Consider the following 20,516-nt stretch of genomic DNA (forward strand, 5'->3'; position numbering starts at 1 on the left):
GACCCGCGCCCGACCCGCGCGCACTCCGCCTCCTGCGGAGCCGCCGGCCGAGGGGCGCAGCGCTCCCGTATGTCCCCATCGAAGGAGAGCAGAGCCATGTCCCGTACACGCCGCAGTCCCCTGCGTCCCCGCTTCCGCGGCCTACCGGTCGCCGCCGCAGCGCTCACGGCCGCCGCCCTCGGCTGCCTGCCGGCCCTGGCCCCCGTCGCGACCGCCAACGAGGGCAATCCGACCGTGCTGAGCTGGGGCGCGGGCCGCACCGGCCAGCTCGGCAACGGCACCCTCGCCGACAGCCTCAGCCCGGCTTCGGTCACCAGCCTCTTTCGCGGCGACGTCGACCAGATGTCGGCCGGCGGCACCTCGTCCGCCGACTCCTTCGCCCTGGCCCGTACCGACAAGACGGTGAAGTCCTGGGGTCACAACGCCTCGGGTCAGCTCGGCAACGGCGGCAACACCAACCAGACCGTGCCCACCACCGTCCCCCGCCTCAACAACATCAAGGACATCGCGGCGGGCGGACGGCACGCCCTCGCCCTCGACACGAGCGGCCAGGTCTACTCCTGGGGCGACAACGCCTACGGCCAGCTCGGCAACAACCGCACCGGCGACAGCCGTACGGTCCCCGACCGGGTCCAGGGCATGCCCAAGGTCAAGCAGATCTCGGCCGGCTGCGACTTCAGCCTCGCCCTCCTGGAGAACGGCAAGGTGTACGCGTGGGGCCGCGGCATCCACGGCCAGCTCGGCACCGGAAACCGTGCCACCAGCTCCGTACCGCGGCAGGTCGTGGGCCTGGAGAACATCGTCGAGGTCGACGCGGGCTGCCACCACGCCCTCGCGCTGACCGCCGACGACACGGTCACGTCCTGGGGCTACAACCTCTACGGCCAGCTCGGGAACTCCTCCACCAAGTCCTCCACCGTCCCCGTCGACGTCGACTGGATCGAGGGCGTCTCGGACATCGAGGCGGGTGCCCACCACAACTACGTGAAGACGAGCGACAGCCACGTCTGGGGCTGGGGCAACAACCAGTACGGCCAGCTCCTGGAGTCCGACGAGGCCTTCGACTCCAACGTCTCCCGCACCAACCGCACCGCCCCCGTCGAGATCCCCCGCCTCGAAGGCGTCCAGCACCTCGCGGCCGGCGCCCGGCACGGCGTCGCCGTCACCGCGGACGACGTCTTCACCTGGGGCCACAACGGCGAGGGCCAGCTCGGCAACGGCACGACCGTCCCGCGCTACGAGTCGGTGAAGATCCTCAACGAGGGCTCGGCGATCAAGAACGTGGCGGTGTCGCTGGGCGGCAACACGACGTACGCGTACTGAGCGGGGGCGTGCTCCCATGACGTACGCACGCGTGCGCGCCGCCGCCGCGCTCCTCGTCCTCGCGGCGTTCTCACTGCCCCCCACCGAAGGTGCCGTCGCCGCCGAACCCGATGAACCGTGGGTGCGGGCCTGGGGCGCGAACCCGGGCGGCCAGCTGGGCAACGGCACGACGGCGGACCAGCAGACCCCGTCGGCGGTCCAGGGGCTCGCCCGCGCCTCCGTGCGCGAGCTGTCCGGCGGTGGATCCAACAGCACCAACGCCTTCGCGGTGGCGCTCCTCACCGACGGTACGGTCCAGGCCTGGGGCGGAAACGTGACGGGCCAGCTCGGCGACGGGACCACCGTGAGCCGGCCGTTCCCCGCCGCCGTGGCCGGAGTCTCCGGAGCCACCGAGGTCGCCGCCGGCCACCAGGCCGTCTACGTCGTCCGCGGCGGGCGGGTGCTCGCCTGGGGCGACAACACCTACGGCCAGCTCGGCGACGGCACCGTGGTGTCGGCCACCCGACCCGTCCGGGTCCAGAGCCTGGACAAGGTGAAGGACGTCGCCGCCGGCTGCTTCCACGCCGTCGCCCTCCGGGAGGACGGCACCGTCTGGACCTGGGGCCGCGCCCACAACGGCCAGCTCGGTCTCGGCGACACCACCGACCGGAACACCCCGCAACGGGTCCCCGGCCTCACGGAGGTCGTCGAGATCGCGACCGGCTGCCACCACGTGCTCGCCCGGCTCGCCGACGGCACCGTGCGGGCCTGGGGCTACAACGCCGACGGCCAACTGGGCAACGACAGCAAGGAGGTCGGGCCCTCGCCGGTCGAGGTGCACCACCTCGACGGGGTGGCCCAGGTCCACGGCTGCGGCTACCACAGCTTCGCCGTGCTCGACGACGGCTCGGTCCGCGCCTGGGGCTCGAACGCCGCCGGTCAGCTCGGCGACGGCTCCACCGTCTCCCGTACGACCCCGGTCCTCGTACCCGGCCTGGCCGAGGTCACCGACATGGCCGGCGGCTGGCGGCACACCGTCACCGTCCGTTCCGACGGCTCCGTCCTCGCCTGGGGCGACAACACGTCCGGACAGCTCGGCGACGGCAGCACCACCGACTCCCCCACCCCGGTCACCGTGCTGCCCGCGGGCAGCGGCACGACCCGCGTCTCGGCCACCACCGTCGGCACGTCGAGCTACGCCTACTGACCTGAAAGGTCCCCCTCATGCACCACAAGCGCATCACCCTGCTCACCTCCCTGACGGCGATCACCGCCCTCGCCGCCCCCTGCCTCTCCGCCCACGCCGCCGCCGGCACCGACCCCTGGGTCCGCGGCTGGGGCGAGAACGCCCAGGGCCAGCTCGGCAACGGCTCCACGCTCGCCCAGCAGACCCCCGCCGCCGTCACCGGCATCACCCGTGACGACGTGCGCAAGCTGTCCGGCGGCGGAGGCGGCGCCGGCACCACCGCCAACCCCTTCGCCGTCGCCCTCCTCAAGGACGGCACCGTCAAGAGCTGGGGCTCCAACGCCACCGGCCAGCTCGGCAACGGCACCACCACCGCTCAGAGCTTCCCTGCCACCGTCGCGGGCCTGTCCGGCGTCAGCGCGCTCTCCGCGGGCCTCAACCACGTGCTCGCCGTCAAGGGCGGCCGGGTCCTCGCCTGGGGCAGCAACGCCTCGAAGCAGCTGGGCACCGGCCAGGACACCACCAACCCCTACAAGACCCCGATCCCCGTGCAGAGCCTGGACAAGGTGAAGGACGTCGGTGCGGGCTGCGACTTCAGCGTGGCGCTCCGGCAGGACGGCACGGTCTGGACCTGGGGGAAGGGCGACAACGGCCGGCTCGGCACGGGCAACAACACCACCCGCGAGACCCCGCAGAAGGTCCCCGACGCCGAGAACGTCGAAGCCATCGCCGTGGGCTGCGACCACGTCCTCGCGCTGACCGCCGACAACACGATCAAGGCCTGGGGGAAGGGCGCCGAGGGCCAGCTCGGCAACGACTCCACCACCGACAGCAACAAGGCGGTCGACGTCGCCTACCTGGACTCCGTGGCCAGGATCTTCGCCACCTCCGCCTCCAGCTTCGCCGTCCTCGACGACGGCAGCCTGGCCGGCTGGGGCAAGAACACCGACCGGCAGCTCGGCGACGGCACCAACGCCAACCGCACCACGCCCGTCACCCTCGACCACCTCAAGGGCGTGCAGGACATCGCCGGCGGCGCCGACTTCACCGTGGCCGCGCTCGACGACGGCTCGGTGATCGGCTGGGGCGCCAACGCGGCCGCCCAGCTCGGCGACGGCTCCACGACCGCCCCGACCGGAACCGCGACGGCGACCGCGCTCCCGCCGGGCAGCGGCATCACCAAGGTCGCGACGACGATGACCGGAAAGTCCGGCTTCGCCTACTGACGGGGCCGACGCGCGCGGGGCCCTCGCCGGCCCCGCGCCCACCCCGGCGGGGTACGGGGCTCACCCCGGCCGGGTACGGAGCCCCACCCGGCCGGGGGAGGCGGCCACCCCCGCGGGGAGAGGCGGCCCACACCCCCGATCCTGGCCATAAGGGACAGTGACCTGGCAGGATCGCGAGCATGTTCGCCTCCCTCTCCCGTGCCGCCCGTCGCCGCGTCCTGGCGGGCGCGGCCGCGCTGCTCGCGGTGTGCGGGGTGCTGGCGTGGTGGCTGATGCCCTTCGGTTCCCCCGCTCCCAGCGGCTCGGTCACCTTCAGTACGGGAGTCTCCACCGGCGTCTACCAGCGGTACGGGGACCTCCTCAAGCAGGACCTCGCGCAGGACCTGCCCGAGGTGTCGATAACGCTGAAGGAGAGCGAGGGCTCCCAGCAGAACGTGCAGCGGGTGGCCAACGGCGAGGCCGACTTCACCGTCGCGACGGCGGACGCGGTCGCCCAGTACCAGCGGGAGCGCAGGCCCGGCTGGGAGCGGCTGCGCGGCTGTGCCCGGCTCTACGACGACTATGTGCAGATCGTGGTGCGCAAGGGCTCCGAGCTGCGGAACGTGCGGGACCTGCGCGGCCTCCGGGTCGGCGTGGGTCAGGACAGGTCGGGCGTACGGCTGATCGCCGACCGCGTCCTCGCGGCGGCCGGCCTCACCCCGGACCGGGACGTCGTGCCGGTCTCGGCGGGCATCGACACCATGCCCGGCCTCCTTGAGCGCGGCGAGCTGGATGCCTTCTTCTGGTCGGGCGGCCTGCCGACCCAGGCGGTGCAGGTGCTGTCCGAGCGCTTCCCGATCCGGCTGCTGGCGCTGGACGCGGCGCTGATCGACCGGCTCCACGCCGTCGGCGACTCGACCACCCGGCACTACCGGTCCGCGGTGATCCCGGCCGAGGCGTACGCCAAGGCGCAGGACGGCCGGCCGATAGAGACCCTCGCGGTGGCGAACCTGCTGGTCACGACCGTGGAGGCCGACGACGACCTGGTCGAGGGCTTCACGCGTACGGTGATCGGGAGCCGGGACCGGATCGGCCGCCAGGTCCATCCGGCGCAGCTGGTCGACCTACGGACCGCCATCTACACGGAGCCGCTGACCCTCCACGACGGCGCGCGCCGCTACTACCGCTCGGTGAAGCCCTGACCCTGTGCGTCGCCCCTGGCCACCGGCGGGTTCCGGGGCACGGTGACGGTCACGCGCAGCCCGTGGGGCTCGTTCGGCGCGAAGTCGATGCCGCCCCCGCCCGCCGTGAGCAGGACCCGGGTGATCGAGAGGCCGAGGCCCGATCCCTTGATGTTCTGGTGCCGGCCGGAGCGCCAGAAGCGGTCGCCGACCCGGCCCAGCTCCTCGTCCGTCAGGCCGGGCCCGTGGTCGGCGACGACGACGGCGACGCTCTCCCCGCCGGGCAGGGCCTTGGCCGTGACGGTGACCTCCTCCCCGGCCGGGGTGAACTTCAGCGCGTTGTCGATCACCGCGTCCAGCGCGCTGGAGAGCGCCACCGGGTCCGCCCAGGCCGTGACCGCCCCGCACTCCCCGGTGAGCACGACACCCTTGTCGTCGGCGACCGGCCGCCAGGACGAGAGCCGCTCGGCGGTGAGCGCGCCGACGTCGGTGAGCCGCAGCTCGGCCGCCGCGTGCTCGGCGAGCGCCAGGTCGAGGAGGTCGTCGAGGACCTGTGAGAGGCGCTTTCCCTCGGTGCGTACGGAGGCGATCTCCGCATTGCCCTCGGGGAGCTCCATGGCGAGCAGCTCGATCCGCAGGAGCAGCGCGGCCAGCGGGTTGCGCAGCTGGTGGGAGGCGTCGGCGACGAACGCCCGCTGCTGTTCGAGCGCCTCCTCGACGTTGTCGGCCATCTCGTTGAACGAGAGCGCGAGACGCCGGAGTTCGGGCGGCCCGCCGGTCGCGGCGACCCGGGAGTTCATCCGGCCGGTGGCGATGTCGTGGGTGACGGAGTCGAGGACGCGGACGGGCCGCAGGACCCAGCCGGTGAGCCGGAAGGCGGCGCCGACGGCGACCAGCATGGCCAGGGACTCGCCCGCGAAGATCAGCAGCCAGCCGCGCAGGATGCGGAGCCGGAGCTGGCCGGTGGGCGAGTCGGTGACGACGACCGCGACGACGTCGCCGTCGCGGACGACCGGTGAGGCGATGATGAGCCGGGCGTGGGCCTGCCAGGGCCACACCTGCGGCGGGTCGTGGCTGCGGCGGCCGAGCAGCGACTCGTTGAAGGCGCGGCGGCCCTCCCCTTCGTACGGGACCACCCAGTCCTCGGGGGCGGCGGCCATGGACCGGTTGTCGCGGTAGAAGATGCCGGCCCGGATGCCGTACACGTCGTGGTAGCTGGCGAGTTCGCCGCCGAGGGTGGTGCGCCGCTCGTCGGTGCCGGGGCTGGTCTCGCTGACGAACTGGGCGAGCGCGGCGAAGCGGGCGGCGTCGTCGAGCCGGTCGACGACGACCCGCTGCTGCTCGGACGCGGCGAGGCTGGCGGCGAGCGGGAAGCCGAGGGCGAGCAGGACGCCGGCCATCAGCACGATGAGCAGCGGAAGGAGGCGGGTGCGCACGAAGGGGCCGTCCGGCGGTTACGCGGCGGGGGCGACCAGGCGGTAGCCGACGCCCCGCACGGTCTCGATCAGGGCGGGCATCCGCAGCTTGGACCGCAGGGAGGCGACGTGCACCTCCAGGGTGCGGCCGGTCCCCTCCCAGCTGGTGCGCCAGACCTCGCTGATGATCTGTTCGCGGCGGAAGACGACTCCGGGGCGCTGCGCGAGGAGGGCGAGCAGGTCGAACTCCTTGCGGGTGAGGGGCACGCTCTCGCCGTCGACGCTGACCCGGCGGGTGGGCAGCTCGATGGTGACGGAGCCGAGCCGCAGCTGGGTGCCGTCGGTCACCGCGCCGCCCGCGGCCGTCTCCTCGGCGCCGGCGTTGCGCCGGCTGACCGCGTGGATACGGGCGAGGAGCTCGCCGGGGTCGTAGGGCTTGACGACGTAGTCGTCGGCGCCGAGGTTGAGCCCGTGGATCCGGGAGCGTACGTCGCCGCGCGCGGTCACCATGATCACCGGGGTGGTGGTGAGCTTCCGGATGCGGCCGCAGACCTGGTAGCCGTCCTGGTCGGGCAGGCCGAGGTCGAGCAGGATCACCCCGTACGAGGGGCGCTCGCCCTGCGCCGTGGGCAGTACGGCCTGGAGCGCCTCCTCGCCGTTGCGGGCGTGGGTCACCGTGAAGCCGTGCTTGGCGAGGATCGCGGAGAGGGCGGCGGCGACATGATCGTCGTCCTCGACGAGCAGCAGTCGCATACGTACCTCCTCCGTGGTCGCGGTCCTGATATCGGGTCTCTGTGTACCAGGTGGTACCAAGGCATGAACGCCGATCATCGGTGTCACAGTCAAGTGTCCCCCTGTGACGGCTGCGTTTCCGTTATGCAGCCGGTACGGCCCGGGGTGTCCCGTTCACATACTGTGTCCGGTTGCGGCCGGATCGTTATCCTCAATTTCCGCTCAGATGTGATGACGGTCATCACATCGGGTCTCTAGTGTCCTCCCCAACCGAGGAGGACGGAGCAAGGCCGATGAGCGGAGAGTCAGTGTCCAAGAGTCCCGAGGGCACCCCGCAGGGCTCGGACGACCTGGTCGTACTGTCCGGCGTGAACAAGCACTTCGGCGCACTGCATGTCCTCCAGGACATCGATCTGACGATCAGCCGCGGCGAAGTCGTGGTCGTCATCGGACCCTCCGGGTCCGGCAAGTCGACGCTGTGCCGCACGATCAACCGGCTGGAGAGCGTCGACTCCGGCACCATCACCATCGACGGCAAGCCGCTGCCGGCGGAGGGCAGGGAGCTCGCCCGCCTGCGTTCCGACGTCGGCATGGTCTTCCAGTCGTTCAACCTCTTCGCGCACAAGACGGTGCTCGAGAACGTGATGCTGGGCCAGATCAAGGTCCGGAAGACGGAGAAGAAGGCCGCCGAGGAGAAGGCCCGCGCCCTGCTCGACAGGGTCGGGGTCGGCACCCAGGCGGACAAGTACCCGGCGCAGCTCTCCGGTGGCCAGCAGCAGCGTGTGGCGATCGCCCGCGCGCTCGCGATGGGCCCGAAGGTCATGCTGTTCGACGAGCCGACCTCCGCGCTCGACCCCGAGATGATCAACGAGGTCCTCGAGGTCATGCAGCAGCTGGCGCGGGACGGCATGACGATGGTCGTCGTGACCCACGAGATGGGCTTCGCGCGCTCCGCCGCCAACCGGGTCGTCTTCATGGCGGACGGTCGCATCGTCGAACAGGCGACGCCCGAGGAGTTCTTCAGCAACCCGCGCAGTGACCGGGCCAAGGACTTCCTCTCCAAGATCCTTCACCACTGAGCGAGTTCGGGCCTATTCTTCCCAACTCACTTCTAGACCAAGGGATATTCCTCGATGAAGCTTCGCCGCACCCCTGCCGCCGCCGCGGCCGCCGTCGTCCTCGCGCTGACCGCCACCGCCTGTGGCGGCGGCTCCGACTCGGGCAGCAACGGTGACAAGATCAACGTCGGCATCAAGTTCGACCAGCCGGGCCTCGGCCTGAAGACCCCGGACGGCAAGTACGCCGGCTTCGACGTCGACGTCGCCCGCTACGTCGCGAAGGAGCTCGGCTTCGCCGAGGACAAGATCAACTTCAAGCAGGCACCCAGCGCCGAGCGCGAGAACCTGATCAAGAACGGTGACGTCAAGTTCGTCGTCGCCAGCTACTCGATCAACGACAAGCGCAAGAAGGAGGTCGACTTCGCCGGTCCGTACTTCCTGGCCCACCAGGACCTGCTCGTGCGCTCCGACGACAGCTCGATCACCAAGGTCGAGGACCTCAACGCCAAGAAGCTCTGCTCGGTCACCGGCTCGACCTCCGCGCAGAACGTCCGGGACAAGCTCGCTCCGAAGGCCGACCTCCGCCAGCTCGGCGGCTACTCCGAGTGCCTGACCGGCCTGGAGAACAAGCGTGTCGACGCGCTGACCACCGATGACTCCATCCTCGCGGGCTACGCCGCGCAGAAGGAGAACCAGGGCAAGTTCAAGCTCGCCGGTCTCCGGATGAGTGACGAGAAGTACGGCATCGGCGTCAAGAAGGGCGACGAGGAGCTGCGCGGCAAGATCAACAAGGCGCTCGAGAAGATGGTCACCGACGGCACCTGGGAGAAGCTCGTCAAGGAGCACTTCGGCCCGTCCGGCTACAAGTACGAGCCCGCGCCGAAGGTCGAGAACTGACCTGACCCGCTCCGGCCGTGACGGTCGCCCCCTTCCGGGGCGGCCGCCACACCGGCACCGGCCGCTGCCCACGCACCGGCCTTCACACCCGACCGACCACCAGGGGAGAGCGCGGGCATCGTGTTCGACTTTCTTGATTCCGGGCAGTACGACCTGCTCGGCGCCTTCTGGGTGACGGCGCAGCTCGCCCTCTACTCGGCGATCGGCTCGCTGATCTGGGGCACCGCTCTGGTTGCCATGCGGGTCAGCCCGGTCCCACTCATGCGGGCCTTCGGCACCGCGTACGTCAACCTCGTCCGGAACACTCCACTGACCGTGGTCATCGTGGCCTGCTCACTCGGCCTCGACCAGACCCTCGGCATCACGCTCGGCGCCGAGGGCTCCGAGTCGATCGGCTTCCGGCTGGCCGTCCTCGGACTCGTCGCGTACACCGGCACCTTTGTCTGCGAGGCGCTGCGCTCCGGCATCAACACCGTCCCGCCCGGCCAGGCCGAGGCGGCCCGCGCGCTGGGCCTGAGCTTCATCCAGGTCCTCACCCTGGTGGTGCTCCCCCAGGCGTTCCGCACGGTGGTCACTCCGCTCGCCAACGTCCTGATCGCCCTCACCAAGAACACCACCGTGGCGGCGGCCATCAGCGCGGCCGAGGCAGCGTTCCTGATGAAGGAAATGATCGAGAACGAGGCCGACGCGCTTTTCGCGGTCTTTGCGGTCTTCGCATTCGGCTTCATCGTCCTCACCCTCCCGACCGGCCTCATCCTGGGCTGGGCGGCCAAGCGACTGGCGGTGAAGCGATGACCTCCGTCCTGTATGACACCCCCGGCCCCCGTGCCAAGCGGCGCAACGTCCTCTACACGGTCGGCTTCCTCGCGGTCCTCGGCCTACTGGCCTGGTGGGTGTTGGCCGCCCTGGCCGACAAGAACCAGCTGGCCGCCGAGAAGTGGAGTCCGTTCGTCACCGACTCCCGGGTCTGGACGACCTATCTGCTGCCCGGTCTGATGGAGACCCTCAAGGCCGCCGCGCTGTCGATCCTGATCGCGCTGCCGCTCGGAGCCCTCCTTGGCATCGGCCGGCTTTCCGACCACCGCTGGGTGCGCGTCCCCGTCGGGGCGGTCGTGGAGTTCTTCCGCGCCATCCCGGTGCTGCTCCTGATGATGTTCGCGGCCGCCCTGTACCGCGAGTTCACGACGGTCAGTTCCGACTTCCGCCCGCTCTACGCGGTCGTCACCGGTCTGGTGCTCTACAACGCCTCGGTGATCGCCGAGATCGTCCGGGCCGGTGTGCTCTCGCTGCCGCGCGGCCAGGGCGACGCGGCCGAGGCACTCGGTATGCGCAAGGGCCAGACCATGATGTACGTCCTGCTCCCGCAGGCCGTCACCGTCATGCTCCCCGCCCTGGTCAGCCAGCTCGTCGTGATCGTCAAGGACACGGCACTCGGCGGCGCCCTGCTCGGCTTCACGGAGCTGCTCAGCCAGAACCGGCAGATCACCGCGAACTACGGCGCCAACACCATCGCCACCTTCACCGTCATCGCGCTGATCTACATCGTCCTCAACGCGATCGTCACCTGGCTCGCGGGACGTCTGGAGAAGCGCCTGCGGCAGGGCAAGAAGTCCGTCGCGGCGGCCATCCCCGCCCAGGGCGGACCCGCCGATGTGAAGAGCGACGCCGTCAGCGGTGCCTGACCCCTCCAGGGGTCTGTGGGACAACAGGGGTGGGCCGGAGCGGTACTGACTTCAGGTCAGCCGCACCGCGCCCACCCCGTCGCTTGACGCAAGCACCCTCAGTGGGTTGCATACGGTCTGTGATCAAGCACCGGGCTCGTGCCACACTCAGATGTGCTGCCCCCATGACCGTCCGGCCTTCAGGAGCCGCGCCGTGGACCCGGTGATCATCGTGGGCGCGGGGCCGGTCGGCCTCGCGCTCTCCCTCGCGCTCGCCGCGCAGGGTGTGCCCAGCGTCGTCCTCGACGAGGGCTCCGGCAAGGACGAGCCACGCCCCGCCCGCAGCGTCGTGCTGCGCGCCGACATGGCCGCGATGGTCGAGCGGCTCGGCTGCACCACCCTCCGTGACGAGGGCGTCCGCTGGGTCGGCTGGCGCGGCATGCGCCGCCGCCAGGTGGTCCGCCACCTCACCCTCGACCTGGGGCTCGGCGGTACGGAGGAGTGGTCCGAGGACCCCGCCGCGCCCTCGGCACCGGCTGCGCCGCTGCACATCCCGCAGCACGCCCTGGCGCGCGGGCTGCGCGACGCCATCGCCCACCAGAAGCTGATCCGGCTCGTCACCGAGGCCCGGCTCGACACCATCGAGCAGGACCGCGACGGCGTCGTCGCCCACACCCGGGGCCCGGCGGGCACCTGGTGGCGCGGCAGCCATCTCGTCGGCTGCGACGGCGCCCGCTCGACCGTCCGCAAGCTGCTCGGCATCCGCTTCCCGGGCCGTACGGCGGTGGAGCGGCACGCGGTCGCCGCACTGCGCACCGAACTCCCCTGGCCCGGCGAGGCCCTGTTGCACCGTCAGCCGCCGTGGCGCGGCGCCGCCGACGAGATCACCGCCCGCCCACTGCCCGACGGGGTGTGGCGGATCGACTGGCTGCTGCCGCCCCGGGGCGACCTCGTCACCCCGGACGCGCTGGTCGCCCGGATCCGCGAGACCCTGGCCGGCTGGTGCGACGGTGTGACACCCCCGTACGAACTCATCGACACCGGCGTCCACACCCTCCACCACCGGCTCGCCCGCCGGTGGCGGGTCGACCGCGTCCTCCTCGCCGGGGACGCGGCGCACCTGCTCGGCGCGGTCGGCACCCAGGGCCTCGACGAGGGGTTGAGGGACGTCGACAACCTCGCCTGGAAACTGGCCCACACCTGGCACCACGGAGCCTCCGAGCGGTTGCTCGACAGCTACCAGAGCGAGCGGCGCTCGGCCGTCGCCCACCGGCTGCGCGGCGCCGACCAGTCGCTGCCGGTCCTGCGGGGCGGCGGCGGTCTCCGGACGTACCTTCCGGGGGCCACGCGCGGCCACGACGCCCTCCTGACCGACGGCCATGTGGGGCGCGGCCCGCTCGGCGCGCCCCCGGCGTACCCCCACTCCCCCCTCGCACCTCCGTACACCGAGGGCCGGACCCCGGTCGGCACCCCGGAGGGCGCCCCGGTCGAGGACGTCCGCGTGACCGCCCCCGACGGCACGACCGTACGGCTCCGGGACCGGCTGGGTCAGGGCCGCCTCCTGGTCCTCCTGGTCGCGCCCGGCACCGGGGTGTGGGACCCGCGGCACTGGCGCGGCGCCGGGGTGATGCCCCGGCTCGAAGAGGCGGTCGCCGCCCTCCCGGCGAAGGCCGAGGTCCTGGTGACGGAGGCCTACCCGGGCGCCCCCGCCCACGCCGTCCTGCTGGTACGGCCCGACGGACATCTCGTCGCGGCCTTCGCCGGGGTCCACCCCGAGGGGCTGTACGCGGCGGCGGACGCGGCCCGCGGCGGCTCGCCGACCGACGAGCCGGAAGACGGGACGGAGGGCGGGACGGAGGCCGGAGCGACGGCGGGCGCAACGGCGGGATCGAAGACGGGAGCGAAGGCCGGAGCGAAGGCCGGAGCGAAGGCGGGCTCGAAGGTGAGCTCGAAGACGGGGTCGAAGGTGGAAGCCGCCGGAGTGTCCACGGGGAGTGACCGCACAGCGGACATGCGTTGATTCCCGCAGGCGCGCATGGTGTACTCCGGAGCGTGACCGACACCGATGTGCGCCTGTGGCGGAGGGTCCATATGGACCTCGTCCGCTATGCGGGCTGCGTGTGTCGCCCGTCCTGCTGATCTCGCCCCTTCCCCGCGCGCGCCCCGCCATCGCCGTACGTCCAGGTACATCCCGGTACGTCCGTGTGTCGTGCTGCCGCCGCGCGCTCTCAGCGAACCCAGGACGGTCACCCGTGTCTCAACCCGCCCCCGCACGCCCCCTGAACGCCTCGACCCACTCCCCCGTCGACTCCCCCGCCACTCCCGCCGCCACACCCCCCGGCGCCCCGTCGGCGGCCGATCTGCTCGACTTCGTCCGACGCACGGCGGCCGACCGGGAACTCGTCGACTCCCTGCCCCTCGACCCCGAGGGCCGTACCTGGGTACGGCTCGAAGGCCCCGGCGGCAGCGAGGCCTGGCTCATCGGCTGGCCGCCCGGCACGGGCACGGGCTGGCACGACCACGCCGAGTCGCTGGGCGCCTTCGCCACCGCGCGCGGCACCCTGACCGAGAACGCGCTGGCGGTCCGGCTGCCGGCGAGCGGCTGGAAGACCCTGGAACTGGCCGACGGCCTCGACCGCTCCCGTCGGCTCGGGGAGGGCGGTGGCCGCGCCTTCGGCCGCCACCATGTGCACGAGGTGCTCAATGAGTCCACCGACACCCACGCGGTGTCGGTGCACGCCTACTACCCGCCGCTCCCGCTGATCCGGCGCTTCAGCCGGGCGGGCGCGGTGCTCCGTCTCGAGCAGGTCGAACGCCCGGAGGACTGGCAGTGAGCGACAGCGACAACGCCCGCGCCGGTATCGACGTCGGTGTCGAAGGGGGCATCGAAGTCGGCATCGACGAACTCCTGGAGCAGGTCAGGTCCGGCCTCGACCGGATCGAACCGCGGGCCGCCTACGAGGCGTACGAGTCGGGTGAAGCGCTCCTGGTCGACACCCGCTATGCGGCCCTGCGCGAACGGGACGGCCTGATCCCGGGCGCGCTGGTGGTGGAGCGCAACGAACTGGAATGGCGGCTGGATCCCCGGGGCAGCCACCGCGCACCGGAGGCGACCGGCCATGACCTCCTGGTGGTGGTCCTCTGCAACGAGGGCTACGCCTCTTCCCTCGCTGCCGAGTCCCTGCGCCGTCTGGGCCTGCACCGGGCGACGGACCTGATCGGCGGCTTCCAGGCATGGAAGGCGGCGGGCCTCCCGGTCCTGCTCCCGACGACACCGGGCTGAGCCCCGAGAGGGAGGGAACGCGTCCTTCTGATCTCCCCCGGGGATCAGAAGGACTCGTCGAGCCCGTCCGTGTCCTCGCCCTCGGCCTCCAGCGCCTGGCGGACGACACGGAGGGCCATGCCCTCGGGATAGCCCTTGCGGGCGAGCATCCCGGCGAGCCGTCTCAGGCGCCGGTCGCGGTCGAGACCGCGGGTGGCGCGCAGCTTGCGGGCGACGAGCTCCCGCGCGGTGGCCTCCTCCTGGTCGGAGTCGAGCTGCTCCACCGCTTCCTGGATGAGGGACGGTTCGACGCCCTTGGTCCGCAGCTCGCGGGCGAGCGCCCGGCGGGCGAGGCCCCGGCCGTGGTGGCGGGACTCCACCCAGGCCCCCGCGAAAGCGGCGTCGTCGATGAGCCCGACGTCCTCGAAGCGGGAGAGGACCTCCTCGGCCACCTCGTCAGGGATCTCCCGCTTGCGCAGCGCGTCGGCGAGCTGCTTGCGCGTGCGGGGGTTCCCGGTGAGCAGGCGCAGGCAGATCGCCCGCGCCCGCTCAGCCGGGTCCTGGGGTGACAGCTCTTTCTCGGCCCTCGACGAGTCGGGGCTGTCACCCGGCCATTCGGTGCGACCGGTCACTGGTTCAGCTCTTGACCGCGGTGGCCTTGGTCGCCTTCGCGGTCTTGCTCGCGGGTGCCGGGACGCTCTTGGCGGCGTCGTCCGTGCCGGCGGTGTCCGCGGCGGCGGCCGCGTCCGTCGCCGCCTCGGCCTTGGCGGCCTCGGGCCGGACGCCGACGCCGAGCTTCTCCTTGATCTTCTTCTCGATCTCGTCGGCGAGGTCGGGGTTGTCCTTCAGGAAGTTGCGGGCGTTCTCCTTGCCCTGGCCGAGCTGGTCGCCCTCGTACGTGTACCAGGCACCGGCCTTGCGCACGAAGCCGTGCTCCACGCCCATGTCGATCAGACCGCCCTCGCGGCTGATGCCCTGGCCGTAGAGGATGTCGAACTCGGCCTGCTTGAAGGGGGGCGCGACCTTGTTCTTGACGACCTTGACGCGGGTGCGGTTGCCGACCGCGTCCGTGCCGTCCTTGAGGGTCTCGATACGGCGGATGTCGAGGCGCACCGAGGCGTAGAACTTGAGGGCGCGGCCACCGGTCGTGGTCTCCGGCGAGCCGAACATCACGCCGATCTTCTCGCGGAGCTGGTTGATGAAGATCGCGGTGGTCTTGGACTGGTTGAGCGCACTGGTGATCTTCCGGAGCGCCTGGCTCATGAGTCGGGCCTGGAGGCCGACGTGGGAGTCGCCCATCTCGCCCTCGATCTCCGCGCGCGGGACGAGCGCGGCGACGGAGTCGATGACGATCAGGTCGAGGGCGCCGGAGCGGACCAGCATGTCGACGATCTCGAGGGCCTGCTCGCCGTTGTCCGGCTGGGACAGGATGAGGTTGTCGATGTCGACGCCGAGCTTCTTGGCGTACTCGGGGTCGAGGGCGTGCTCGGCGTCCACGAACGCCACCTGGCCGCCGGCCTTCTGGGCGTTGGCCACCGCGTGCAGGGTCAGGGTCGTCTTGCCGGAGGACTCCGGTCCGTAGACCTCCACGACACGGCCGCGCGGCAGGCCACCGACGCCGAGGGCGATGTCGAGGGCGGTCGATCCGGTCGGGATCACCTCGATCGGCTCCTGGGTGCGGTCGCCCATGCGCATCACGGCGCCCTTGCCGAATTGGCGTTCAATCTGTGCGAGCGCGGCGTCGAGCGCCTTCTCGCGGTCGGTTCCTGCCATGGGTTCCACCCGGTTTGCTTGAGTCGATCGCTTCATGTGAAAGACGCTAACCCCTGCCACTGACAATGGGCCCCGACGTCCCCTCCAGCCTGTGGACAACTCGGCGACAAGCCCGAGATCCCAAGGGCCGGGCTTCCATGAGAATGGATGTTCGATTTTAGTGTCAAGCGTATCCACGGGGCGACACGCCGACTCGTTCGCTACCGACTGCTCCAGCCCGGACACGGAGAGCGAAGGGCGGCCGTGGCCGTAGAGGTCCGAGGAGACCCGGGGAGAGCCGAGGCGCCGCGTACATCCGGCCCGCCGTGGCATCCGCCCTCACGGGCCAGGTTCACGCTTCGTCGGCCACGGTGCCGCTGGAGGACGGAGCTGCCCTTCTTCTGCGGTACACCACCACCCCGCACACCGCGAGGAGGAGGACGGCCACGGCGGACACCCCGAGGGCCGTCCGCCCGGCGAAGAGCCGTCCCACCACTTCGAGCAGGCCGAGCCCCGCGGTCGCGTAGATCAGCGCCCAGGCCGCTCCGCCCACGAACAGGGCGGGGAGGTAGCGCGGCAAGGGCATCCGCATGCTGCCCGCGAGGAAGTTCGCGGCGGTCTGGAAACCGATGGTCAGGAAGGAGACCGCCACCACCGGTGCGCCCCACCGCTGGATCGCACGCTCGGCGCGCTGGAACTTCGCCGAGGAGATCCGCCCGGCGAACCTGCTGCGCCGGGCACCGGCGCCGGCGAGCCACCCGACGGCGAACGTCCCTCCGGCGCGCAGCAGGACGATGACGTACAGGGTTCCGGCCGTGAGCGCGATCCTATCCACGACGCCTCGTCCCGGGCGCCGGGCCGGAACCCGCGCCCCTCGTCACCCTCATGGACGTCCCGCCTCGACGGGCGCACGACGCGCACGACGCGCACGAGCCCGGTCACCGTCTCTCACCTGCGCCCCGCCTCTGCCCGTTCCGCCCTCCGGGTTCCCGCCCGTGGCACTGGAACGCCCGCGGCACCGGAACCCGAACCCTCGCACCCGGGCCGAACGCCCAGGCAAGGTCAGCCTAACCGAACGGACACACGGCGGATACAGGGCACCGGGCTCCCCCGAGGGGCCGGCGGGTGGCACCACACCCTCGGCCGCGAACTCCCCGTACCGCGACGGGGCTTCGGACGTGCGAGCAGGGGGCGATACTGATCACGGCAGTCGCTTCGCACCGGATCGGTCCTGGACACGGGCCGGTCGGGTGGGGGTGGGAACGCATCTTTGTCGATGTCTCCGAGGGGAGCCTTCATGACCACGGCGAAAGACCTGTTCATCATCGCCATGGACCCGAGGTCGGACCATGCAGTGGGCCAGGGGGACCTGTCGCTCGCACTCGCGGGAGCCGAGCTGATCGATCTCATCGGCGCCGGGACCGTCACCGTGGAGGACGACCGCATCGTGCCGGGCGAGCCGTCGGAGCCGGACGACCGACTCCTCGGCGAGGCCGCGGCGGAAGTCGCCCGGCAGGAGCCCTACGAGCTCGTCGAGGACTGGCTGTGGCGCCGCGGCCGCGACCTCTCGGCCGCGTACCGGACCGCGCTGGAGGGGGCCGGCGAGCTGACGCGGAAGCGCAGCGGTCGGCTGTCCTTCGGCCCCGAACGCGTGGAACCCGCCGACACGCCCGCGAACCGCCGGGCCGCCGACCGCTGGGAGGAGAACGAACCCGTCCTGGTCGCCCTCGCCTCGGCCGTGGGCATCGACAGCGGCCGGTCCGACGACGAGTCCGGTCTCGACGACGAGGCGGTGACGGCCGTGGTCGCCGTCGTCCACGACGCGGTGATGGAACTCGAAGCCGTACGTCAGAGGCGGACCATCGAGAACACCGCCTTCGCCAACATCTGGCGCGGCCCGTAAGCCGTACCCCGGTCCCGGTCTCGGTCCCGACCCCGGTCTCGGTCCCGACCCCGGTCTCGGTCCCGGTCCCGGTCTCGGTCCCGGCCCGGGCCCCGGTTCTCTATCTCCAACCCGCGTTGTTCCTAGAATGGCCGAATGGAGGACACGCAGGACATCGACGCGATCGCCATGCTGCAGGATCCGGTACGGCGCCGCCTGTACGCGTACGTGGCGGCGCAGGGCCGCGAGGTCGGGCGCAACGAGGCCGCCGAGGCCGTCGGGGTGGCGCGCACGCTCGCCGCGCACCACCTGGACAAGCTGGCCGACGCCGGGCTCCTGGAGAGCGGCAGCCGCCGCCTGACGGGCCGCTCGGGGCCGGGAGCCGGCCGCCCCGCCAAGGTCTACACACGGGCGCGGGCCGAGCGGTCGGTGTCCCTGCCGGCCCGCGACTACCGCACCGCCGCCGAGCTGCTCGCCGAGGCCGCCGAACAGGCCGGACTGGACGCCGGGCTCTGCGCGGCCGCACGCCGCCGCGGCGAGGAGCTGCGCGGCTCGGAGGCGCCCTGCGGAGACCTGGAGGAGGCGATGAAGACGCTGGCGGCGCGCGGCTACGAACCGCACCTGGAGGCCGCCGAGGCCACCGGGACCCCCGAGGTCGCCGAAGACATCAGAGACACCGCACTCGTCCTCCGTATGCGCAACTGCCCCTTCCACGCCGTCGCCGAACGCTTCCCGCCCCTCGTCTGCGGCATGAACCTCGCCCTGCTCGAAGGACTGCTGGGCACGGACGGCGCCGTACGCGCCCGCATGGACGCCCGGCCGGGCGAGTGCTGCGTAGTGGTCGAGACTTCTAAAAACAACGATCATTGACATAGAAATCGACGGCGTGCTGGGATGAGGCCATGACCACATCCCCGCACGCCGCCGCCCACCTCGCCCAACTCAACGTCGCCACACTCCTCCACCCCCTCGACGACCCGCGCGTGGCACCGTTCGTCGAGCTGCTCGATCCGGTCAACGCCGCCGCCGACGGCACACCCGGCTTCGTGTGGCGGCTGGTGGAGGAGGGCGAGGCCGACGCCACCGCCCTGCGCCCGGCGGGCGAGGACGTCATCGTCAACCTGTCGGTCTGGGAGACCCAGGAGGCCCTGTGGGACTTCGCCTACCGCAGCGGGCACCTGGAGGTGATGCGACGGCGCCGCGAATGGTTCGCACGGCACGTCGAGGCGCACCTGGTGCTGTGGTGGGTCCCCGCCGGACACCTCCCGACCGCCGACGAGGCCCTGGAGCGGCTGGCGGACCTGCGGACGAACGGCCCGTCCCCGCGCGCGTTCACCTTCGCCTCCTCCTACAGCGCCGCCGAGGCCGCACAGCACGACATGCGGCCCGCCTGATGCGGACCCGCCGACCGGAACCCCGGCCGTCGAGCCACGGTTTCAGCCGGTATGACGGCCACTGCGCCGCCCGTCCGCCGAGGGGTGCGGAAGCTCCGTCCAGAGCTCCCCGCCTCTGCCGCCCGCCGTGGCCAGCCGCATCAGCGTGAGTGCCTTCGCCGGGAGCGGTTCCGTCCGCAGGGCGTGCAGATCCGCCGTGGCGGTGAGGTCCCGGGTGGCCGTCTCCAGGACCGTGCCGAGGGTCGTCGCGTCGCCGGCCAGTGGGCCGAGCGCGCCGGTGACCAGGCTGCCGAGGACCTTGCGACGGAGCACGGCCGGGTCGTCGTTCAGGAGGCGGCCTCTGACGGGCGGGGCCGGGACGCCGTGCCGGGCGAGGCGGGCGGGGCTGATGCGGATGTCGGCGAGGTCCCGGTAGACGAGGCGCCGGGTCCGGCCGTCGGCGTCGACGACGGCGAGCAGGTTCTGGCCGTGCGCCTCCAGGGCCACCCCGAGGTCGAGCAGCTCCAGACAGACTCCGAGGGCGAGGCGCGCGAACTCCACGACGCGATCGAGCCGTTCACCCGGTGTGCGCTCCGCGAGGACCTCGGGAAGGACCGCCACCGGAACGACCCGCTCCCCGGCCGCCCGGTCCGCGTGCACCTGCGGCGACTCACGCAGGAGCGCCGCCAGATCGGCCGTTCCCGCCCCCGCCGCGGCCACCGTGCGGGCGATGCGCAGCCGGCCGTCGAGCCTGCGGGCGAGCCCCTCGACGAACTCGGACGTCGCGAGGGAGTGGGTGACGGTGTACGCCGAGATGTCCCGCACGGTCGAGGTGAGTTGCGTGGTCAGCGAGGTCTTGATGTGGCGGTCGCCGCCCATGTCGAGCGTCCGCAGCGACAGCAGCGGATGGGCGTCCGGACCGGGCCGCAGCCCCAGGCCGGGAAGCACGTGCCGGGCCTGCCACGGGTGTACGGGGATCAGCACGGAGGAGCCGTCGCGCAGCTCGCGCGGCCACTCCCCCGACAACGACACCGCCGCGCCCTCGACCGGGGCGAGCCGCAGGGACACCACGGGCCGGTGCTCGGGGGCGTACGCGAGCTGCTCGGCGGCGGAGAATCCGGGCCGGGAGCGACAGCCCGGGTGGTACGGGTGCCCGTCGGTCTCGCCCTGCTCCCACTCCCACGGCTGGACGGGCGGCGCCGCTCGCCGAGGAGCCGTGCGGGAGAGGGCCAGCGAAGCGACACTGTGGTCGAGCTCGGCCGCCAGTCGCGTGCCCTGCGGAACGGCGAGAGCCGCCACCAGTTCAGCCGGATGGTCGTACCGGACCCCGGCCAGGTCGAGCCCGGACACCGACGCCGTGGTCGCCCAGGGGTCCGAGTGCGGCCCGCGCAGGCGCCGCCCGTCCTCCAGACGCAGGGTGACGCCCTCGCGGTCGGGCGTCCGCGTGGCGACCCAGGGAAGCGGCTCGTGCACGAGCCCCCGCCAGAGCCGGGTCAGCACGGCGGCCCTGGCGCCCGGAAGCTCCGCCGCGTACGCGGGCGTGAGTCCCGGGCGTACGGCGTCCAGCTCGGCTGCCAGGGTCCGCTCCGCGGCGGTTCGGCACATACGGT

At 72.1% G+C, this 20,516-nt stretch carries 21 protein-coding genes; 15 read left to right on the forward strand and 6 right to left on the reverse strand.

Annotated features, from left to right (window positions below; all coding sequences use genetic code 11):
* Positions 1–96: 96 nt before the first annotated feature.
* The 4 genes from N5875_RS10160 (at position 97) to N5875_RS10175 (ending at position 4,895) form a co-directional block, all read left to right on the forward strand.
* Entirely contained in the window at positions 97–1,323 is a 1,227-nt protein-coding gene (locus tag N5875_RS10160) for a sialidase (RefSeq protein WP_318207549.1), read from the forward strand.
* A gap of 16 nt (positions 1,324–1,339) precedes the next feature.
* Positions 1,340–2,509: a chromosome condensation regulator RCC1 gene (locus N5875_RS10165; protein WP_318207550.1), complete on the forward strand. Its 1,170-nt coding sequence runs from the start codon at positions 1,340–1,342 to the stop codon at positions 2,507–2,509.
* Positions 2,510–2,526: 17 nt separating this feature from the next.
* Complete coding sequence (locus N5875_RS10170) at positions 2,527–3,714, forward strand: chromosome condensation regulator RCC1 (RefSeq protein WP_318207551.1); 1,188 nt, start codon at positions 2,527–2,529, stop codon at positions 3,712–3,714.
* Between the two features lie 179 nt (positions 3,715–3,893).
* A complete protein-coding gene (locus N5875_RS10175; RefSeq protein WP_338493231.1) occupies positions 3,894–4,895 on the forward strand; it encodes a TAXI family TRAP transporter solute-binding subunit in 1,002 nt (333 codons plus the stop codon).
* Here the strand turns inward: N5875_RS10175 and N5875_RS10180 are convergent.
* Entirely contained in the window at positions 4,874–6,310 is a 1,437-nt protein-coding gene (locus tag N5875_RS10180; protein ID WP_318207553.1) for a HAMP domain-containing sensor histidine kinase, read from the reverse strand. The two genes, N5875_RS10175 and N5875_RS10180, sit on opposite strands and share 22 nt — an antisense overlap.
* A gap of 18 nt (positions 6,311–6,328) precedes the next feature.
* Entirely contained in the window at positions 6,329–7,042 is a 714-nt protein-coding gene (locus N5875_RS10185; RefSeq protein ID WP_318207554.1) for a response regulator transcription factor, read from the reverse strand.
* Positions 7,043–7,371: 329 nt separating this feature from the next.
* Between N5875_RS10185 and N5875_RS10190 the strand changes: the two genes are divergently transcribed.
* From N5875_RS10190 to N5875_RS10225, 8 genes are all read left to right on the forward strand, one after another.
* On the forward strand, positions 7,372–8,100 hold the full coding sequence (locus N5875_RS10190; protein ID WP_173861672.1) for an amino acid ABC transporter ATP-binding protein: 729 nt from the start codon (positions 7,372–7,374) through the stop codon (positions 8,098–8,100).
* A 54-nt stretch (positions 8,101–8,154) separates the two neighbouring features.
* Positions 8,155–8,976: a glutamate ABC transporter substrate-binding protein gene (locus N5875_RS10195; RefSeq protein ID WP_338493234.1), complete on the forward strand. Its 822-nt coding sequence runs from the start codon at positions 8,155–8,157 to the stop codon at positions 8,974–8,976.
* A gap of 120 nt (positions 8,977–9,096) precedes the next feature.
* Positions 9,097–9,771 carry an amino acid ABC transporter permease gene (locus N5875_RS10200; protein WP_338493237.1) on the forward strand — a complete coding sequence of 225 codons (675 nt, stop codon included), beginning with the start codon at positions 9,097–9,099 and terminating at the stop codon, positions 9,769–9,771.
* Positions 9,768–10,658: an amino acid ABC transporter permease gene (locus N5875_RS10205; RefSeq protein WP_338493240.1), complete on the forward strand. Its 891-nt coding sequence runs from the start codon at positions 9,768–9,770 to the stop codon at positions 10,656–10,658. Before N5875_RS10200 ends, N5875_RS10205 begins: the two co-directional genes overlap by 4 nt.
* Before the next feature lie 193 nt (positions 10,659–10,851).
* The gene (locus N5875_RS10210) at positions 10,852–12,657 is read left to right on the forward strand and encodes an FAD-dependent monooxygenase (RefSeq protein WP_338493243.1); all 1,806 of its coding nucleotides are present in this window, start codon (positions 10,852–10,854) and stop codon (positions 12,655–12,657) included.
* 47 nt (positions 12,658–12,704) lie between these two features.
* A complete protein-coding gene (locus N5875_RS10215; protein WP_309544753.1) occupies positions 12,705–12,776 on the forward strand; it encodes a putative leader peptide in 72 nt (23 codons plus the stop codon).
* A gap of 140 nt (positions 12,777–12,916) precedes the next feature.
* Positions 12,917–13,471 carry a cysteine dioxygenase gene (locus N5875_RS10220; RefSeq protein WP_338499137.1) on the forward strand — a complete coding sequence of 185 codons (555 nt, stop codon included), beginning with the start codon at positions 12,917–12,919 and terminating at the stop codon, positions 13,469–13,471.
* Positions 13,468–13,920, forward strand: coding sequence for a rhodanese-like domain-containing protein (locus tag N5875_RS10225; protein WP_338493245.1), 453 nt, complete (start codon positions 13,468–13,470; stop codon positions 13,918–13,920). Before N5875_RS10220 ends, N5875_RS10225 begins: the two co-directional genes overlap by 4 nt.
* A gap of 44 nt (positions 13,921–13,964) precedes the next feature.
* Here N5875_RS10225 and recX read toward each other — a convergent pair whose 3' ends face one another.
* From recX to N5875_RS10240, 3 genes are all read right to left on the reverse strand, one after another.
* Positions 13,965–14,531, reverse strand: coding sequence for a recombination regulator RecX (recX, locus tag N5875_RS10230; RefSeq protein ID WP_318207559.1), 567 nt, complete (start codon positions 14,529–14,531; stop codon positions 13,965–13,967).
* A gap of 4 nt (positions 14,532–14,535) precedes the next feature.
* Positions 14,536–15,672, reverse strand: coding sequence for a recombinase RecA (gene recA, locus N5875_RS10235; RefSeq protein WP_338493247.1), 1,137 nt, complete (start codon positions 15,670–15,672; stop codon positions 14,536–14,538).
* Positions 15,673–16,003: 331 nt separating this feature from the next.
* Positions 16,004–16,486: a VTT domain-containing protein gene (locus N5875_RS10240; protein ID WP_318207561.1), complete on the reverse strand. Its 483-nt coding sequence runs from the start codon at positions 16,484–16,486 to the stop codon at positions 16,004–16,006.
* Between the two features lie 462 nt (positions 16,487–16,948).
* Between N5875_RS10240 and N5875_RS10245 the strand changes: the two genes are divergently transcribed.
* The 3 genes from N5875_RS10245 to N5875_RS10255 all read left to right on the forward strand — a co-directional run bounded on the left by N5875_RS10245 (position 16,949) and on the right by N5875_RS10255 (position 18,927).
* Positions 16,949–17,554, forward strand: a complete 606-nt coding sequence (locus N5875_RS10245) for a GPP34 family phosphoprotein (protein ID WP_318207562.1) — start codon at positions 16,949–16,951, stop codon at positions 17,552–17,554.
* Positions 17,555–17,689: 135 nt separating this feature from the next.
* Complete coding sequence (locus N5875_RS10250) at positions 17,690–18,403, forward strand: helix-turn-helix domain-containing protein (protein ID WP_338493252.1); 714 nt, start codon at positions 17,690–17,692, stop codon at positions 18,401–18,403.
* Positions 18,404–18,435: 32 nt separating this feature from the next.
* Positions 18,436–18,927 carry a DUF3291 domain-containing protein gene (locus tag N5875_RS10255; RefSeq protein ID WP_318207564.1) on the forward strand — a complete coding sequence of 164 codons (492 nt, stop codon included), beginning with the start codon at positions 18,436–18,438 and terminating at the stop codon, positions 18,925–18,927.
* Between the two features lie 42 nt (positions 18,928–18,969).
* On the opposite strand, the gene N5875_RS10260 is transcribed toward N5875_RS10255, so the two are convergent.
* Entirely contained in the window at positions 18,970–20,511 is a 1,542-nt protein-coding gene (locus tag N5875_RS10260; RefSeq protein ID WP_338493256.1) for an IucA/IucC family protein, read from the reverse strand.
* Between the last annotated feature and the right edge of the window lie 5 nt (positions 20,512–20,516).

Source organism: Streptomyces sp. SJL17-4, from assembly GCF_036826855.1.
Taxonomy (GTDB): domain Bacteria; phylum Actinomycetota; class Actinomycetes; order Streptomycetales; family Streptomycetaceae; genus Streptomyces.

Bases quoted from the DNA above. Each gene is read 5' to 3' on its own strand.
- N5875_RS10160 (WP_318207549.1), top strand. From the start codon at position 97: ATGTCCCGTACACGCCGCAGTCCCCTGCGTCCCCGCTTCCGCGGCCTA.
- N5875_RS10165 (WP_318207550.1), top strand. From the start codon at position 1,340: ATGACGTACGCACGCGTGCGCGCCGCCGCCGCGCTCCTCGTCCTCGCG.
- N5875_RS10170 (WP_318207551.1), top strand. From the start codon at position 2,527: ATGCACCACAAGCGCATCACCCTGCTCACCTCCCTGACGGCGATCACC.
- N5875_RS10175 (WP_338493231.1), top strand. From the start codon at position 3,894: ATGTTCGCCTCCCTCTCCCGTGCCGCCCGTCGCCGCGTCCTGGCGGGC.
- N5875_RS10185 (WP_318207554.1), bottom strand. From the start codon at position 7,042: ATGCGACTGCTGCTCGTCGAGGACGACGATCATGTCGCCGCCGCCCTC.
- N5875_RS10195 (WP_338493234.1), top strand. From the start codon at position 8,155: ATGAAGCTTCGCCGCACCCCTGCCGCCGCCGCGGCCGCCGTCGTCCTC.
- N5875_RS10205 (WP_338493240.1), top strand. From the start codon at position 9,768: ATGACCTCCGTCCTGTATGACACCCCCGGCCCCCGTGCCAAGCGGCGC.
- recA (WP_338493247.1), bottom strand. From the start codon at position 15,672: ATGGCAGGAACCGACCGCGAGAAGGCGCTCGACGCCGCGCTCGCACAG.
- N5875_RS10245 (WP_318207562.1), top strand. From the start codon at position 16,949: ATGACCACGGCGAAAGACCTGTTCATCATCGCCATGGACCCGAGGTCG.
- N5875_RS10250 (WP_338493252.1), top strand. From the start codon at position 17,690: ATGGAGGACACGCAGGACATCGACGCGATCGCCATGCTGCAGGATCCG.
- N5875_RS10255 (WP_318207564.1), top strand. From the start codon at position 18,436: ATGACCACATCCCCGCACGCCGCCGCCCACCTCGCCCAACTCAACGTC.
- N5875_RS10260 (WP_338493256.1), bottom strand. From the start codon at position 20,511: ATGTGCCGAACCGCCGCGGAGCGGACCCTGGCAGCCGAGCTGGACGCC.